The 15,860-nt window shown below is 70.7% G+C and carries 15 protein-coding genes and 1 tRNA gene; 3 read left to right on the plus strand and 13 right to left on the minus strand.

All coding sequences use genetic code 11. From position 1 onward, the window contains the following. Window positions 1-78: 78 nt before the first annotated feature. The 5 genes from KBX71_RS15945 to KBX71_RS15965 all read right to left on the minus strand — a co-directional run bounded on the left by KBX71_RS15945 (window position 79) and on the right by KBX71_RS15965 (window position 4,293). On the minus strand, window positions 79-447 hold the full coding sequence (locus tag KBX71_RS15945) for a GntR family transcriptional regulator (RefSeq protein ID WP_374102605.1): 369 nt from the start codon (window positions 445-447) through the stop codon (window positions 79-81). A 17-nt stretch (window positions 448-464) separates the two neighbouring features. After that, window positions 465-1,391 (minus strand): YhjD/YihY/BrkB family envelope integrity protein, encoded by a 927-nt coding sequence (locus KBX71_RS15950; protein ID WP_210818833.1) that lies wholly within the window; start codon window positions 1,389-1,391, stop codon window positions 465-467. Between the two features lie 78 nt (window positions 1,392-1,469). Beyond that, complete coding sequence (locus tag KBX71_RS15955) at window positions 1,470-2,051, minus strand: 2'-5' RNA ligase family protein (RefSeq protein ID WP_124820378.1); 582 nt, start codon at window positions 2,049-2,051, stop codon at window positions 1,470-1,472. A gap of 13 nt (window positions 2,052-2,064) precedes the next feature. Then, on the minus strand, window positions 2,065-3,090 hold the full coding sequence (gene trpS / locus KBX71_RS15960; RefSeq protein ID WP_210818834.1) for a tryptophan--tRNA ligase: 1,026 nt from the start codon (window positions 3,088-3,090) through the stop codon (window positions 2,065-2,067). 33 nt (window positions 3,091-3,123) lie between these two features. After that, window positions 3,124-4,293 carry a transporter associated domain-containing protein gene (locus KBX71_RS15965; protein ID WP_374102606.1) on the minus strand — a complete coding sequence of 390 codons (1,170 nt, stop codon included), beginning with the start codon at window positions 4,291-4,293 and terminating at the stop codon, window positions 3,124-3,126. Between the two features lie 249 nt (window positions 4,294-4,542). Here KBX71_RS15965 and galE point away from each other — a divergent pair, with 249 nt between their 5' ends. Next, entirely contained in the window at window positions 4,543-5,472 is a 930-nt protein-coding gene (gene galE, locus KBX71_RS15970) for a UDP-glucose 4-epimerase GalE (protein WP_247683575.1), read from the plus strand. After that, window positions 5,469-6,638 (plus strand): galactokinase, encoded by a 1,170-nt coding sequence (gene galK / locus KBX71_RS15975; protein WP_210818836.1) that lies wholly within the window; start codon window positions 5,469-5,471, stop codon window positions 6,636-6,638. Before galE ends, galK begins: the two co-directional genes overlap by 4 nt. Window positions 6,639-6,748: 110 nt before the next feature. On the opposite strand, the gene KBX71_RS15980 is transcribed toward galK, so the two are convergent. The 8 genes from KBX71_RS15980 to KBX71_RS16015 all read right to left on the minus strand — a co-directional run bounded on the left by KBX71_RS15980 (window position 6,749) and on the right by KBX71_RS16015 (window position 14,516). Then, a complete protein-coding gene (locus KBX71_RS15980) occupies window positions 6,749-8,077 on the minus strand; it encodes a sulfate adenylyltransferase subunit 1 (protein ID WP_374102607.1) in 1,329 nt (442 codons plus the stop codon). Next, on the minus strand, window positions 8,077-8,988 hold the full coding sequence (cysD, locus tag KBX71_RS15985) for a sulfate adenylyltransferase subunit CysD (protein WP_210818837.1): 912 nt from the start codon (window positions 8,986-8,988) through the stop codon (window positions 8,077-8,079). Before cysD ends, KBX71_RS15980 begins: the two co-directional genes overlap by 1 nt. Window positions 8,989-9,063: 75 nt before the next feature. Next, complete coding sequence (locus KBX71_RS15990) at window positions 9,064-9,894, minus strand: 3'(2'),5'-bisphosphate nucleotidase CysQ (RefSeq protein WP_210818838.1); 831 nt, start codon at window positions 9,892-9,894, stop codon at window positions 9,064-9,066. Window positions 9,895-10,027: 133 nt separating this feature from the next. Next, entirely contained in the window at window positions 10,028-10,618 is a 591-nt protein-coding gene (gene pth, locus KBX71_RS15995; protein WP_210818839.1) for an aminoacyl-tRNA hydrolase, read from the minus strand. 94 nt (window positions 10,619-10,712) lie between these two features. After that, the gene (locus KBX71_RS16000; protein WP_210818840.1) at window positions 10,713-11,402 is read right to left on the minus strand and encodes a 50S ribosomal protein L25/general stress protein Ctc; all 690 of its coding nucleotides are present in this window, start codon (window positions 11,400-11,402) and stop codon (window positions 10,713-10,715) included. A 333-nt stretch (window positions 11,403-11,735) separates the two neighbouring features. Beyond that, on the minus strand, window positions 11,736-12,716 hold the full coding sequence (locus KBX71_RS16005) for a ribose-phosphate diphosphokinase (RefSeq protein ID WP_030329105.1): 981 nt from the start codon (window positions 12,714-12,716) through the stop codon (window positions 11,736-11,738). 58 nt (window positions 12,717-12,774) lie between these two features. Beyond that, the gene (gene glmU, locus KBX71_RS16010; protein WP_210818841.1) at window positions 12,775-14,334 is read right to left on the minus strand and encodes a bifunctional UDP-N-acetylglucosamine diphosphorylase/glucosamine-1-phosphate N-acetyltransferase GlmU; all 1,560 of its coding nucleotides are present in this window, start codon (window positions 14,332-14,334) and stop codon (window positions 12,775-12,777) included. A 110-nt stretch (window positions 14,335-14,444) separates the two neighbouring features. Continuing rightward, a tRNA-Gln gene (locus KBX71_RS16015) sits at window positions 14,445-14,516 on the minus strand. A 313-nt stretch (window positions 14,517-14,829) separates the two neighbouring features. Between KBX71_RS16015 and KBX71_RS16020 the strand changes: the two genes are divergently transcribed. After that, window positions 14,830-15,795 carry an acyl-CoA desaturase gene (locus tag KBX71_RS16020; protein ID WP_124820368.1) on the plus strand — a complete coding sequence of 322 codons (966 nt, stop codon included), beginning with the start codon at window positions 14,830-14,832 and terminating at the stop codon, window positions 15,793-15,795. Window positions 15,796-15,860 lie beyond the last annotated feature (65 nt).

Consider the following 15,860-nt stretch of genomic DNA (forward strand, 5'->3'; position numbering starts at 1 on the left):
GGTCCGACCCCTAGCCTTCACGAAGCGCCCCCTGTCACCCGCGCGATGCGGTGGCGGGGGCGCTTCCCCGTCCTCGACTCAGTCGTGCCGGGTGGCGTCGACGGCAGCGCGGACGAGCCCGACAGCACGATCCGGGGGGACGCCCAGCCGCCGGGCCTCGGCGGCGTACTCGACGGCAACCCGGTGCAGCCGGTCGACGGCGTCGTCCCGCCCGGGGGCGACGAAGGTGCCGTTGCGCCCCCGGGTCTCCAGCAGCCCGGCCGCCTCCAACTCCCGGTAGGCGCGGGCCACCGTGTTCGCGGCCAGCCGCAGGTCGGCGGCGAGCTGCCGGACGGTGGGCAGTCGGTTGCCCACCGGCAACCGGCCGTCGCCGATCAGCTCGGCGAGCTGCACGCGCACCTGCTCGTACGGGGGAACCGACGAGTCCGGGTCGACCGAGATCAGCACCTGCACACCTTCCGTCGTCAACCCGCACCACCCGGCGTACCAGGGTCGGTGTCCTCGTCGACCACCCTGGCCGGCGCGGGGGTCTCCGCCAGGTCCACGACCCGGCCGTTGGTGCTGGTCGCGAGGAGCGCCGCGCCGAACAGCACCAGCTGGTTGAGCAGGTAGAGGTAGAGCAGCAGACCGACGGCGCCGGCCACCACTGTGTACGCCGGGTTCCGCTCCGTCCGCACCACGTAGTAGCGCCCGACGGTGTTCAGCAGCGTGATACCGATCGCCACCAGCAACACCACCGGGCGCAGTCGGGAGCGGCTCATCCGCAGCCGGGGCACGGCGAGCAGCAACGCGGCGGCGAGCACGGTGTTGACCAACACGCTGAGCACCGCGCTGATCGTGGTCAGACCGACCGAGCCGGTGCTCCGCAGCAGGAAACGCAGCAGCGACTCCAGCGCGTCCACCGCCGCGACCGAGAGGCCGAGCAGCACGAACACGCCGATCATCACACCCAGGTCGACGAGCCGCCGCATCACCAGATTGCCCGGCTGCTGGTTGAGCGCGTACATCAGCCGCTGCGAGGACCGGATGGCCTCCACCCAGCCGATCCCGGTGAAGACCAGGATGATCAGGCCGACCACACCGACCGTGCCGCTGGAGTTGGCGATCTGCTCGGCGTCCAGGAACGGCAGGTTCTCCTTGAGGAAGTCGGCTGCCGCCGCGCTGACCTCGTCGTTGTCCTCCAGGATCGCGCCGAAGATGGAGAACGCGACAAGAGCGAGAGCGAACACCGCGAAGAAGCCGTAGTAGGCGATCGCGGCGGCCAACCGGCCGGCCAGCACCTCGCCGTACAGCACGCCGGCCCGCCACACATGATCGAACAGCCCCGACCGGTGGCGCGCGGCGCTCACCCAGCGGTCGATGCCCGCCTCGATCTGGCCGATCACGTTCACGCGATCATCCTCGCCGATCTCCCACCGCTGTAGTGGCAACCGGCTTCCGATGCTCGCCGGCCGGCGCGTCGCCGCGCTTCAGTTGCCGAGGCAGAAGTCCCGACGCGGCTGCCACCTGGCCTGCCCGCTGTGCGAGAAGAGGGTGAACGCGTCGACCTCGAACATCGCGGAGAAGTCCGCCAGGTCCTCGTACACCCTGTCCAGGGCCTCCGGCGCAACGTCCTGAGCCACGGTGACGTGCGGATGGTACGGGAAGCGAAGCTCGCGGTGCAGGCCCGGCGCCGCGGCGATGGCCGCGGCCAGCAGCTCGCATTCACTGATCCCGGCCGCCACCGCCACGAACACCACCTGGGTGACCGGGCGGAACGTGCCGGTGCCCCGCAGGTGCAGCGTGAACGGCAGGTGCGCGGCGGCGACAGCGGCCAGGTGCCGTTCGACCGCGGGCAGGTTGGCCGTCCGGATCTCGGTGGGTCCGAGCAACGTCACGTGCGCGGGCACCGCCAGCGGATCACCGGCCTCGACCCGCCGCCGGGTGAGCTGGGCACCCCATGGTTCGGGGATGTCCACCGCGATGCCGATCTGGATGGTGTCGCCGGTCGGCGGCACCCCGCCACTGCGATCCACGCTTCGCGCCGCCCCTCCGAGCACCGACCCGTCCACGTCTATCGCGGAGCTACTCGCCGCGCACGGGCGGGAAGAACCCAACCCGCTCGTACACGGACCGCAGGGTCGTCGCGGCCACCGCACGGGCCTTCTCCGCGCCGGCCGCGAGCAGCTTGTCCAGCTGCGCCGGATCGTCGAGGTAGGCGCGGGTACGCTCCTGGATCGGACGGACGAAGTCCGTCACCACCTCGGCAAGCTCCTTCTTCAGATCGCCGTAACCGCGGCCCGCGTACGCGGGCACCAGCTCGTCGATGCTGCGGCCGCTGAGCGCCGAGTGGATGGTCAACAGGTTGGACACACCCGGCTTGGTCTCGGCGTCGAAGACGATCTCCCGACCGGTGTCGGTCACCGCCGAACGGATCTTCTTCGCGGACCGGGCCGGATCGTCGAGCAGGTCGATGATGCCGGCCGGCGAGGACGACGACTTCGACATCTTCGCGGTCGGGTCCTGCAGGTCGGTGATCTTGGCAGTGTCCTTGACGATGTGCGGCGCGGGCACCGTGAACGTCGCGCCGAACAGCGAGTTGAACCGCTGGGCCAGATCCCGGGAGAGCTCCAGGTGCTGGCGCTGGTCCTCACCGACCGGCACCGCGTTGGCCTGGTAGAGCAGGATGTCGGCGGCCTGCAGGACCGGATAGGTGAACAGACCGACGCTGGCCCGCTCGTTGCCCTGCTTCTGCGACTTGTCCTTGAACTGGGTCATCCGGCTGGCCTCGCCGAAGCCGGTGATGCAGCCGAGCACCCAGGCCAACTGCGGGTGCTCGGGCACCTGCGACTGGACGAACAGGGTGCTGCGTTCCGGGTCGAGCCCGACCGCGAAGAGCTGCGCCGCGGCCACCCGGGTCCGCTGGCGCAGCAGCGCCGGGTCGTGCCCCGCGGTGATGGCGTGCAGGTCCACCACGCAGTAGAACGCGTCGTGCGTGTCCTGTAGTGCCACCCAGTGCCGCACCGCGCCCAGATAGTTGCCGAGGTGGAACGAGTCGGCTGTCGGCTGGATGCCGGAGAAGACGCGGGGCCGGGCGGGAACGTCGGACATGGCGATAATTCTGTCAGCAAGCAACCCGGTCCGTCATGACGGGCCGGCGGGTCGGCTTCGGCCCGCCGGTGCCGGGGCGCTGACCTCGCGTGGTTCGCCCGCGCCGACCCGGCGCGTCGGCCCGACCGCGACCCGGCGGTGCTGCCCTGCCACCGCCTCCCGGGCCGACTCCGCGCCGCCCGCCGAGGCCGGCGCGGCGTCGTGCTCGCGGCGCTGCTCGGTGCTCGGCTCGCGGCGTTGCTCGGTGGTGCGGGCGGCGGAGACGGCGAGTTGGGCCACCCGGCGGCCGTCCAACGCGAGCACCCGCAGCAGCCAGCCGGCCGGCAGCTCGGCCGGATCGGGCGCGCCGACGGCGGCGGGCTCGGCGGGCACCGGCACCTCGTCGCCGGTCACCGGGAGTCGGCCCAGCGCGGCCATGACGAACCCGCCCACCGTCTCGTACGGTCCGGCGGGTAGTGCCACCCCGGTCCGCTCGGCGAAGTCGGCGAGGTTGAGGCGGCCGTCCACCACGGCGGGCAGGCCGGCGTGTACCGGGTCCGGGGTGGCGTCGTACTCGTCGTGGATCTCACCGATCAACTCCTCGATGAGGTCCTCCAGGGTGACGATCCCGGCCGTGCCCCCGTACTCGTCGACCACCACCGCGAGGTGCTGTCCCTCCCGGCGCATCTCGGTCAGCGCGGCGAGCACGCGTTTGCTGCCGGGGAGCCGCTTCACCTCCCGGGCCAGCTCGCCGACGGTGACGCACGGGTCGGTGTCCGGGCGCAGCAGGACGTCACGGAGGTGCACGAAGCCGACCACGTCGTCGTGGGTGCCGTCGGTGACCGGGTAGCGGGTGTGCGTTTCGGCGCGGACCAGTCGGGCGGCTTCGACGATGGTCAGCCGCGCCGGCAGGAAGACCACCTCGGTGCGCGGCATCATCACCTCGCGGATCAGACTGGCGCCGGCCACCAGGACCTCGTCGATGATCCGCCGCTCGTCCGGGTCGAGCACCGTGTTCGCCGCGACCAGGTCCCGCAGATCGGCCTCCGAGATGCGCTCCCGGCCGGCCGTCGGACCGGTCCCGAGCAGATCGGTGACGAGACGGGTGGCGCCATCCGCGGCGCGGACCAGCACCCGGGCGACGGCCCGGGCAAGCGGGCCGGGGTCGCGGCGGGGGTGTGCCCGCACGCGTCGCCGGAGCCCGGTACGGGCCACTTCCCGCATGACAGAGATGGTAGACACCGTGGGCCCCCGGCACCCAGGATCACGCGGAGCGGCCCACAGATGTTCGGCTCTGTTTAATCATGAGAGATTATGATGAAATGGGCTTGACGGTGGCATCGGCTCGGATGCCGGCCACCGCCCTAGTGTGATCACCGAAGGGCCACGTCCCGCGCGGGCCAGGCAGGAGGCAACGACGTGAAACTGCTCGTCACCGGTGGCGCCGGCTTCATCGGAAGCGTGGTCACCCGGATGCTGCTCGACGCGGGTCACCAGGTGGTCATCCTGGACGACCTGCGCACCGGCCACCGCGAGGCCCTCGCCCCGGACGCCACCCACGTGGAGGCGTCCATCCACGACGCCGCCCGCGTCATCACCGCGGAGGCCGGTTTCGACGGGGTGCTGCACTTCGCCGCCCTGATCGCCGCCGGCGAGTCGATGGTCAAGCCGGAGCTGTACTGGCACAACAACACCATCGGCACGCTCGCCCTGATCGACGCGGTCCGGGCCGCCGGGGTGCCCCGGATGGTCTTCTCCTCCACCGCCGCCGTCTACGGCAACCCCACCGAGCTGCCCATCACCGAAAACGCGGTCAAGGCGCCCACCAACACGTACGGCGCCACCAAACTCGCCGTCGACATGGCACTCACCTCCGAGGCGATCGCGCACGGGCTGGCCGCCGTGTCGCTGCGCTACTTCAACGTGGCCGGCGCCCACCTCGACGGCGACATCACGCTCGGCGAGCGGCACGACCCGGAGACGCACCTGATCCCGATCGCGCTGGACGTCGCCGCCGGCCGGCGGGAGAAGCTCCAACTCTTCGGGGACGACTACCCCACCGTCGACGGCACCTGCGTCCGCGACTACATCCACGTCGCCGACCTGGCCCGCGCGCATCTGCTGGCGCTGGACGCGGCCACCGGCGGCCAGCACCGCATCTACAACCTGGGCAACGGCAACGGCTTCACCAACCGGCAGGTCGTCGACGTGGTCCGCGAGGTCACCGGGCACCAACTGCCCGTCGAGGTCGCGCCGCGCCGCGAGGGCGACCCGGCCGAGTTGGTCGCGTCGTCGGCGCTGGCCCGCGACGAGCTGGGCTGGGTGCCACAGAAGCCGACCCTGCACGACATGGTCGGCGATGCCTGGGCGTTCTACCGCACGCACATCCTGGGGCAGTCATGATCCACCCGACCGATGACGTCGCCGAGCGGGCCGCGGCCGGCTTCTCCGCACAGTTCGGCGGCCAGGCTTCCGGCCGCTGGGCGGCCCCGGGCCGGGTCAACCTGATCGGGGAGCACACCGACTACAACGACGGTTTCGTGCTGCCGTTCGCGCTGCCGATGCGCACCGTCGCCGCCGCCGACCGGCAGGACGGGGAGCGCTGGACGGTCTGGTCCGAGCTCTCCGGCGAAGCGATCACCTTCGGCGCGGACGACGTCGCCGAGCCGGGTCGGGTCACCGGCTGGGGCGCGTACGTCGCGGGTGTGGTCTGGGCGCTGCGGGAGGCGGGTCATCCGGTGCCGGGTGCCCGGCTGGCGATCGCTTCCGACGTGCCGTTGGGTTCCGGGCTCTCCTCCTCGGCCGCGCTGGAGTCGGCAGTGCTGGCTGCCCTGCTCGACCTCGGCGGGCTGGAGCTTGCCCCGGCACTGCAGCCCCGGCTGGCGCAGCGGGCGGAGAACGTCTACGTGGGCGCGCCGACCGGCATCATGGACCAGTCCGCCTCAATCCGTTGCCGCGCGGGGCACGCCCTCTTCCTCGACTGTCGCGACGAGTCGGTCGAACACATCCCGTTCGACCTGGAGGCCGCCGGGCTGGCTGTGCTGGTCATCGACAGCCGGGCGCCACACCGACACGCCGACGGGGAGTACGCGGCCCGCCGCCGCTCCTGCGAGGCCGGGGCCAGCGCGCTCGGCGTCGCCGCGCTGCGGGACGTGGGCATCGACCAGCTCGACGCCGCGCTGGCGCAGCTCGACGACGAGGAGACCCGGCGACGGGTCCGACACGTGGTGACCGAGGATCAGCGCGTACTGGACACGGTGGCGTTGCTCCGCGCCGCCCGGGTCCGCGACATCGGCCCGCTGCTGACCGCCTCCCACGTCTCGATGCGGGACGACTTCGAGATCACCGTGCCGGAGATCGACACCGCGGTCGAGGCGGCGTTGGCGGCCGGTGCGCTGGGCGCCCGGATGACCGGTGGCGGCTTCGGCGGATGCGTGCTCGCGCTGGTCGAGGCCGACAGTGCCGATGCGGTGGCCGCCGCCGCAACCGAGGCGTACGCCGAACGAGGCTTCACCGCCCCCGGCACCGTGACGGTCCTGCCCTCCCCCGGCGCCACCCGCCTGCCCTGACTGTGCGGCGGGAGAGGCCCCTGCCGCGCCGATCTTGCAGTTTCCGTTGTCGACATGGGTTGGTGTGCCCCTTATGTCGGGACAGAAAGTGCAAGATCGCGGGACAGGGGTTAGCTGGCTTCGACGATCATGGCGGCGCCTACCGTGCGGTTGGTCGCCTCGTCGATGATGACGAAGCCGCCGGTGGTGCGGTTGCGGCGGTACTCGTCGGCCAGCAGCGGCACCGTCGTACGCAGTCGCACCCGGCCGATCTCGTTGAGCCGCAGCTCGTCGGCCGACTCGTCGCGGTGCAGCGAGTTGATGTCCAGCCGGTAGTGCAGCCCGCGCACGATCGCCCGAGCCGACCGGGTGGTGTGCTTGATCGCGTACCGGCCGCCGACCCGCAGGGGGGCCGTCTCGTCCATCCAGCAGACCATCGCCTCGATGTCCTGAGCCACCGCCGGTGCGTTGTTCGGCCGGCAGATCAGGTCACCCCGCGAGATGTCGATCTCGTCGGCCAGTCGTACCGTCACCGACATCGGCGGGAACGCCTCCTGGACCGGCCCGTCGGCGGTCTCCACGGCGGCGATCCGGCTGGTGAACCCGGAGGGCAGCACCATCACCTCGTCGCCCGGCTTCAGCACACCGGAGGCGACCTGGCCGGCGTAGCCGCGGTAGTCGGTGACAGTGGTGGACTGCGGTCGGATCACGTACTGCACCGGGAACCGGACGTCGACCAGGTTGCGGTCGCTCGCGATGTGCACCCGCTCCAGGTGGTGCAGCAGCGAGGGGCCCTCGTACCAGGGCATGTTGTCCGACCGGGTGACGATGTTGTCGCCGCGCAACGCGGAGATCGGCACCACGGTCAGGTCCGGTGCGTCGAGCTTCGCCGCGAACGCGGCGAACTCGTCGGCGATCCGCTCGTAGACCTCCTGCGACCAGTCGACCAGGTCCATCTTGTTGACACAGAGGACCAGGTGCGGCACTCGCAGCAGGGAGCAGAGGAACGCGTGCCGGCGGGACTGCTCGACGAGGCCCTTACGTGCGTCCACCAGGATCAACGCCAGGTCCGCCGTCGACGCCCCGGTGACCATGTTGCGGGTGTACTGGATGTGGCCCGGGGTGTCGGCGATGATGAACTTGCGCCGGGGGGTGGCGAAGTAGCGGTACGCCACGTCGATGGTGATGCCCTGCTCCCGCTCGGCACGCAGACCGTCGGTGAGCAACGCCAGGTTGGTGTATTCGTCACCGCGGGCCGCGCTGACCGCCTCCACGGCGGCCAACTGATCGGTGAAGAGCGACTTGGTGTCGTAGAGCAGCCGCCCGATCAGGGTCGACTTCCCGTCGTCCACACTGCCGGCGGTGGCGAACCGCAGCAGGTCCATCGCCCGGGCCTCCGGCCCGGCCCCGGTAACAGCCGGGGCCTCCGCATTCGCGGACGCCACGATCTCGGTGCTCATCAGAAGTAGCCCTCCCGCTTGCGGTCCTCCATGGCGGCCTCACTGACCCGGTCGTCACCACGGGTGGCGCCGCGCTCGGTGATCCGGGTGGCCGCCACCTCCTCGATGACCTTCTCCACGGTGTCCGCGTCGGAACGGACCGCGGCGGTGCTGGAGGCGTCGCCGACGGTGCGGTAGCGCACCTGCGCCTTGAACCGCTCCTCACCCGCGCGGGGGCGGAAGAACTCGTTGACGGCGTAGAACATGCCGTCCCGTTCGATCACCTCGCGCTCGTGCGCGTAGTAGATCGAGGGCAGCGGGATGCGTTCCCGGGAGATGTAGTGCCAGACGTCCAGCTCGGTCCAGTTGGACAGCGGGAAGGCCCGGATCGACTCGCCCGGGTGGTGCCGGCCGTTGTACAGCGACCACAGCTCCGGCCGCTGGTTCTTCGGGTCCCACTGACCGAACTCGTCGCGGAAGCTGAACACCCGCTCCTTCGCCCGGGCCTTCTCCTCGTCCCGGCGGGCGCCACCGAACAGCGCGTCGAAGCGGTGCTTCTCCACCGCGTCCAGCAGCACCGGTGTCTGGATCCGGTTGCGCATGCCGTCAGCGGACTCCCGGACCATGCCGCTGGCCAGGGCCTCCGGCACGCTCGCCACCACGAGTTGCAACCCCAGCTCGGCAACCCGTTGGTCGCGGTATTCCAGGACCTCGGGGAAGTTGTGCCCGGTGTCGACGTGCATGACCGGGAAGGGAACGTTGGCCGGGGCGAACGCCTTCTGCGCCAGCCGCAGCATGACGATCGAGTCCTTGCCACCGGAGAAGAGCAGCACCGGGCGTTCCATCTCGGCGACGACCTCGCGCATCACGAAGATGCTCTCCGCTTCCAGGGCGTCCAGGTGGGAGACCTGGTACGCCGCGGGGGTGGTCATGACACCGGCTCGATTCGCTCGCTCATCCGATTTCCAGACCTTTCCGGTCGGGCATGTCAAGAAAGTTCGCTCAGGTTACCCGGAATGTCTCTGCAGCGCTGCAAGCAACCGGGTGGCGAGATCCTTGCGACAGACCAACAGGTCGGGCAGGCGCGGATCCGCCTCGTTGTATTTCAGCGCAGAACCGTCGATCCGGGAAGCGTGCAGTCCGGTGGCCGTCGCCACAGCGATCGGGGCCGCCGAGTCCCACTCGTACTGCCCACCTGCGTGGATGTACGCGTCCACCTCGCCGGTGACCACGGCGGCGATCTTCGCTCCGGCCGAGCCCATCGGCACCAGGTGCGCCCCGACGTCCTCGGCCAGATCGGTCAGGAAGACCGGCGGCCGGCTCCGGCTCGCCGCCAGGCGGATCTTCCGCTCGCCGGCCGCCGCCGCCTCCACAGTCATCTGCGGGTACGCCGGCGGGTAGTCCGTGCCCAGCACCCGGTCCTGCGCGGGCAGCCCCACCGCCCCGGCGACCAGCCCGTGCGGACTCGGCGCGTTACGCGCCCAGAGCGCCACGTGCACCGCCCAGTCCGAGCGGCCCTCCTCGGCGAACTCCCGGGTGCCGTCCAACGGGTCGACGATCCACACGCGGTCCGCGTTCAACCGCGACACCGCTCCGGTGTTCACCTCCGCGGCCCAGGCCAACCGCGAGCCCTCGTCCTCCTCGGAGAGCACCGCGTCATCCGCACGCCACTTCGCCAACTCGGTGCGGATCAGGTCGTGCGACACCTTGTCCCCGGCCGACTTCAACGCGCCGGCGTCGGCGAAACCCATCTCCGTGCGCAGGTCGAGCAGCGCCTGCCCGGCCCGGGAAGCCAACCACCGGGCGAACGCGCCATCGATCATCGGAGGACTGCTCATCTGCCCGCTCCCGTCGCCTCGCCGCGCTGCCCGCAGGGGCACGATCCGCCGCGACTCGCGCCGCCGGTCGCGGCACGCCGAAAGGCGCAGACTACCGGCCCGCTGTTTCCGATTCGGGTACGCCCCGCCCGGCTCAGCTGCCGTGGTAGAGGTTCTGGGTCGGCTCCACGCCCTTGATGATCACCGACTCCACGACGTCGGCAGCCCGGTCCACCAGGAAATCCAGCTCCTTGCGCTCGGCCGCGCCGAAATCCGACAGCACATAATCCGCCGGATCCTGCCGCCCCGGCGGTCGGCCGACGCCGAACCGCACCCGGGCGTAGTCCTTCGTCCCCAGCGACTTCGACATCGAACGCAGGCCGTTGTGCCCGCCCTCGCCACCGCCGAACTTGATCCGCACCTGACCGAACTCGATGTCCAGCTCGTCATGCACCGCGATCACCTGCGTTGTCGGCACCTTGTAGAACTGCGCCAACGCCGCGACCGGCCCGCCGGAGAGGTTCATGTACGTCAGGGGCTTCACCAACACCAGCTTCGGCCCACCGAACCCCAGTCGCGCCTCGGCGACCTCGGCCACCGCCCGCTTGTGCCGGCCGAAACGCGCACTCATCCGCCCGGCCAGCAGATCGGCCACCATGAACCCGACGTTGTGCCGGTTCCCGGCGTACTCACGACCCGGGTTGCCCAGGCCGACCACCAACCACGGCCCCGCCTCGTCCGTCACGACCCGTCCCTTCCGACGCCCATCCCACCGACTCCCGATATGCCGACAGGCGCCCCCGAACATTCGGGGACGCCTGTCGCACAGTACGAACCGATCAGGCCTCGCTGCGCGCCTCGGTCGTCTCGGCGCCCTCGGTGGTGTCCGCGCCCTCGGAACCCTCGGTGGTCTCGCCGACCTCGGCCTCGGCCTCGTCGGTGGCGGTCTCGACCTCGGGCAGCGTCGCCTCGAGCTGCTCGGCGGTCGGGGCGGTGGTGATGGACGCGACGGTCAGCTCCGAGTCGACGGCCAGCTCGACGCCGGCCGGCAGCTCGACGTCACCGGCGGTCACCAGGGTGCCCGCCTCCAGGCCCTCGATCGACGCCTCGAGGTGGTCCGGAACCTTGGTGGCGTCCGCGGTCACCGAGAGGGTGTCGTGGTCGTGCACGATCAGGGTGTCCCGTGCGGCCTCGCCGGTCAGCTGGACCGGAACGTCGACGGTGACCTTCTCGCCCCGGCGGACCAGGATCAGGTCGACGTGCTCGAAGCTGTCGCGGATCGGGTCACGCTGGATCGCCTTCGGCAGCGCCAGCACCTGGGTGCCGTCGGTGATGTCGATCGCGAAGAGCTGGTTGGCACCGCCCTTGCGGATCGCGGCGGCGAACTCCCGCGACGGCAGCGCGATGTGCTTGGGCTTCTCGCCGTGGCCGTACAGCACGGCGGGCACCTTGCCGGCCCGGCGGGTACGGCGGGCACCACCCTTGCCGAACTCGGTGCGGGGCTCGGCGCTGATCTTTACCTCGGACACGGGGAAACTCCTGATGCTTTTCGCTGCGGCGGCTTGTCGTCTAACGGTGCTGGGGCGAGGGGCTCGCTGGGGCTCATGCGTCATGAACGACTGCCCGGAGCACCGCGTCGATGACGGTGCCTCCGTGCGGCGCTTTTCAGCGGCCCGCCGGGCACCCTCGCCGTGGCAACCGCACCAGTCTACCCGAGCTGTTTCCAGGGTTTCCGGCAGTCCCCGATCACGGCTCAAGACCGGCGCGTCGGTGGTGCTCCCACCAGCGTGCCGGCCCCGTTTCCACCAGTTTGCCAGCCCCGCCCCCGCCAGCGTGTCGAGTGGCGGAAACGGGGCTCAGGCTCAGCTCAGGCCACCGAAGAGGGTGGTCACCGAGCCGTCGTCGAAGACCTCCCGGATCGCCCGCGCCAGCAGCGGCGCGATCGACAACACGGTGAGCTTGTCCAACTGCTTCTCCGGCGGGAGCGGCAGGGTGTTCGTCACCACGATCTCGCTGATCGAGCTGTTCTTCAGCCGCTCGGTGGCCGGGTCGGACAGCAGCGCGTGGGTGGACGCGACAACGATCTCCGCAGCGCCCGACTCCTTGAGGATGTCGGCGGCCTTGGCGATCGTGCCCCCGGTGTCGATCATGTCGTCGACGATCAGGCAGACCCGGCCCTCCACCTCACCGACCACCCGGTTCGCCACGACCTGGTTCGGCTTCATCGGGTCACGGGTCTTGTGGATGAACGCCAGCGGGCAGCCGCCCAGCCGGTCGGTCCACCGCTCGGCCACCCGCACCCGGCCCGAATCCGGAGCCACCACTGTCATCGGCCGGCCGGCGTACTTGTGCTCCACGTACTCGGCCAGGATGTCCATCGCGAAGAGGTGGTCCACCGGACCGTCGAAGAAGCCCTGGATCTGCGCGGTGTGCAGGTCGACGGTGAGGATGCGGTTCGCGCCGGCGGTCTTCAGCAGGTCCGCGACCAGGCGGGCCGAGATCGGCTCCCGGCCGCGGTGCTTCTTGTCCTGGCGCGCGTACGGGTAGAACGGCAGCACCACGGTGATCCGCTTGGCCGACCCCCGCTTCAGCGCGTCCACCATGATCAGGGTCTCCATGACCCAGGTGTTCACCCCGTGCGTGACGGACTGCACCACGAAGGCGTCCGAACCACGTACCGAGTCCTTGAACCGTACGAAGATCTCGCCGTTGGCGAACTCGTACGCGTCGGCCGGGGTCGGCGCGACGCCGAGCACCTCGCCGATCTCCTTGGCCAACTCCGGAAAGCCACGTCCGGAAAAGAGCATCAGGCTTTTGCGGTTTTCGGCGACGATGCTGCCCATGGGCCCGTCTGCTCCCGTTATGTCGGCGGTACCCGACCCGGTGGTGGTGGGTCGGGGACTATTCGGTTGCAGTATCTCCCGCGCCGGATGCGCCGCCCACCGTCTCGGTCGCCCCGTGGATTGCCTCACTGTGGCTTGCGGCACCAGTCGTACCGGACGCACCCTTCGCGTCGCCGTCTCGCTGCGCATCCTTCGCGTCGCGGGCCCGCTGCGCCGCCTCCGCTGCGGCGGTTCCGGCGCGCCGCATGACCACCCAGCCCTCGATGTTGCGCTGGCGGGCGCGGGCGACCCCCATCGCACCTGCCGGCACGTCGTCGACGATCACCGAACCGGCCGCCGTGTACGCCCCGTCGCCCACCTCGACCGGGGCCACGAACATGTTGTCCGCACCGGTCCGCGCGTGGCTGCCGATCACCGTGCGGTGCTTGTTGACCCCGTCGTAGTTCACGAAGACCGACGCGGCGCCGATGTTGGTCTGCTCACCGATCGTCGCGTCGCCGACGTACGTCAGGTGCGGCACCTTCGCGCCGGCGCCGATCTGCGAGTTCTTCACCTCGACGAACGTGCCGACCTTCGCCTTCTCGGCGAGCTGGGCGGCCGGCCGCAGGTACGCGTACGGCCCGACGGTTGCGCCCGCGCCCACCTCGGCGCCGACGGCGTGGCTGCGGACCACCGACGCGGCGGGGCCGACGATCGTGTCGACAAGCGTGACGTCCGGCCCGATCAGTGCGCCCGCGCCGACCACAGTGCCACCGCGCAACTGGGTGTTCTGGTCGACGACCGCGTCCCGGTCCAGTGCGACGGTCACGTCGATCCAGGTGGTGGCGGGGTCGAGCAGACTCACGCCGGTGCGCATCCACGCCTCGTTGATCCGGTCGCGCAGCAGCCGGCGCAGCGTCGCCAGCTCCACCCGGTCGTTGCAGCCCAGCGTCTCGACGTGGTCCACGGCGACGTGCACCGCAACCGGCTCGCCGGCCGAGCGGAGCAGGCCGAAGACGTCGGTCAGGTACTCCTCGCCCTGGTCGTTGTCGGTGGAGAGCTTGCCCAGCGCCTCGCGCAGCCGCACCGCGTCGAACGCGTAGATGCCGGCGTTGATCTCCCGAATCGCGCGCTGCGTCGGGTCGGCGTCGCGCTCCTCGACGATCTGCTCCAGGCGGCCGTCGGCGTCCCGGACGATCCGCCCGAGGCCGGTCGGGTCGGGCACCTCGGCGGCCAGCACGGTGGCCGCCGCGGCGGCCTCCTCGTGCGCGGTCACCAGCGCACCCACCGTCTCGGGGCGCAGCAGGGGCACGTCCCCGTTGATCACCACGACCGTGCCGGCACCGTCCGGTACGGCCTCCAGCGCGATTCGCACGGCGTGCCCGGTGCCGAGTTGCTCGGCCTGGAGCACCGGCGTGGCGTCCGGGGCGACGTCGGAGAGGTGCGCCCGGACCTGGTCGGCGCCGTGCCCCACCACGACGACTGTGCGGTCCGCGTCCAGCGGGGCGGCGGCGCTCAGCACGTGACCGAGGAGCGTCCGGCCGAGCAGGGGGTGCAGCACCTTGGGCAGTGTCGACTTCATCCGCTTGCCCTCACCGGCGGCAAGTACGACGACGGTACGGAGGTGGGGCTGGGGCACGACGTGGCTCCCGTCGGGACGGCGGACACTCTCGCGGCCATGCTAGCCGCGAGGCCCGGCACGGTCCCCGCTTACCCCCACCGGACCCTAAAACGGACGTAGGTGGGCAGCTCGGCCGCCAGGGTTCGAACCTGAAATACGGGTACCAAAGACCCGGGTGTTGCCAATTACACCACGGCCGATCAGCGACGCGAGGACGTCGCGCGAGGGATCAACATCCCGCCGCTACACCTTAGCGCCCCGGCCGTCGGATGCCAGCGCTCATCCCGCCGCACGGCGAGCGATCGATGCCGTTGACCTTCTGCGGGTGGTCGGCCCGCACCTCGGCCGCCCGCTTCCCGGGTCGGTCAGGTACCCGCCACCGGGCCCGCTGACCTGCGACTTCGAGCAGTTACGCGAAGGCGATTCGAAACTTCCCCGTGCGATCTACGGTGCCGTAAGTTACGGTGACGTAGGCGTAGCTTCGTGATCGTTACCATCCCCCTGCGAGGTCCCATGTCCACTGCTCTGCTCGATTCCAACACCGCCGGACCCGGCCCCAAACCACTCACCGACGGCAGCCAGTCCCCCGGCATCCTGGCCGCCCTCTGGGCCTTCGTGGTGATCCCCTTCGTCGCCCTGCTGGTCGCCGTGCCGGTGGCGTGGGGCGGCTGGCTGGGCTGGAGCGATGTGCTCATCGGCCTGGTCTGGTACGTCGTCTCCGGGCTCGGCATCACCGTCGGCTTCCACCGCTACTTCACCCACGGCTCGTTCAAGGCCAAGCGGTGGCTGCGGGTGACCCTGGCGGTCGCGGGTTCGCTGGCGGTGCAGGGCGAGATCATTCAGTGGGTCGCCGACCACCGGCGGCACCACGCCTTCTCCGACCTGGAGGGTGACCCGCACTCGCCGTGGCGCTTCGGCACCAGCTTCTGGGCGTTGACCCGGGGCCTGTTCCACGCACACGTGGGCTGGCTGTTCCGCCGGGAGCTGTCCAACCGGGAGCGTTTCGCACCGGACCTGATCGCCGACCGGGACATCAGCCGGGTCGATCGACTCTTTCCCGCGCTGGTGATCATCTCGCTGCTCGGCCCGGCGCTGATCGGCGGCCTGGTGACCTGGTCCTGGCAGGGCGCGCTTACCGCGTTCTTCTGGGCCGGGCTGGTCCGGATCGGCCTCCTGCACCACGTCACCTGGGCGATCAACTCGGTGTGCCACGTCTACGGCGAGCGGCCGTTCGCGATGCGCCAGGGCGACCGCGCGTCGAACTTCTGGCCGCTGGCGATCCTGTCGTTCGGCGAGAGCTGGCACAACCTGCACCACGCCGACCCGACCAGCGCCCGGCACGGCGTGCTGCGCGGTCAGGTGGACATCTCCGCCCGGGTGATCTGGTTGTTCGAGAAGACCGGCGCGGCAACGCAGGTGCGCTGGCCAAAGCCGGAGCGCCTCGCCGCCAAGCTCGTGAAGCCGGTCGCACCCCGCTGAAACCGGGCGGATGCACGGGGGCGCCGCCTGGCAGGATGGCCGGGTGACCGAGCCATGCGGGGGGA

Source organism: Micromonospora sp. D93, assembly GCF_018070365.1.
Classification (GTDB): Bacteria; Actinomycetota; Actinomycetes; order Mycobacteriales; family Micromonosporaceae; genus Micromonospora; species Micromonospora ureilytica.

Bases quoted from the DNA above. Each gene is read 5' to 3' on its own strand.
- galK (WP_210818836.1), top strand. From the start codon at position 5,469: ATGATCCACCCGACCGATGACGTCGCCGAGCGGGCCGCGGCCGGCTTC.
- trpS (WP_210818834.1), bottom strand. From the start codon at position 3,090: ATGTCCGACGTTCCCGCCCGGCCCCGCGTCTTCTCCGGCATCCAGCCG.
- cysD (WP_210818837.1), bottom strand. From the start codon at position 8,988: ATGACCACCCCCGCGGCGTACCAGGTCTCCCACCTGGACGCCCTGGAA.
- KBX71_RS16005 (WP_030329105.1), bottom strand. From the start codon at position 12,716: ATGGGCAGCATCGTCGCCGAAAACCGCAAAAGCCTGATGCTCTTTTCC.
- KBX71_RS16020 (WP_124820368.1), top strand. From the start codon at position 14,830: ATGTCCACTGCTCTGCTCGATTCCAACACCGCCGGACCCGGCCCCAAA.
- galE (WP_247683575.1), top strand. From the start codon at position 4,543: ATGCTGCTCGACGCGGGTCACCAGGTGGTCATCCTGGACGACCTGCGC.
- KBX71_RS15990 (WP_210818838.1), bottom strand. From the start codon at position 9,894: ATGAGCAGTCCTCCGATGATCGATGGCGCGTTCGCCCGGTGGTTGGCT.
- KBX71_RS15965 (WP_374102606.1), bottom strand. From the start codon at position 4,293: ATGCGGGAAGTGGCCCGTACCGGGCTCCGGCGACGCGTGCGGGCACAC.
- KBX71_RS15980 (WP_374102607.1), bottom strand. From the start codon at position 8,077: ATGAGCACCGAGATCGTGGCGTCCGCGAATGCGGAGGCCCCGGCTGTT.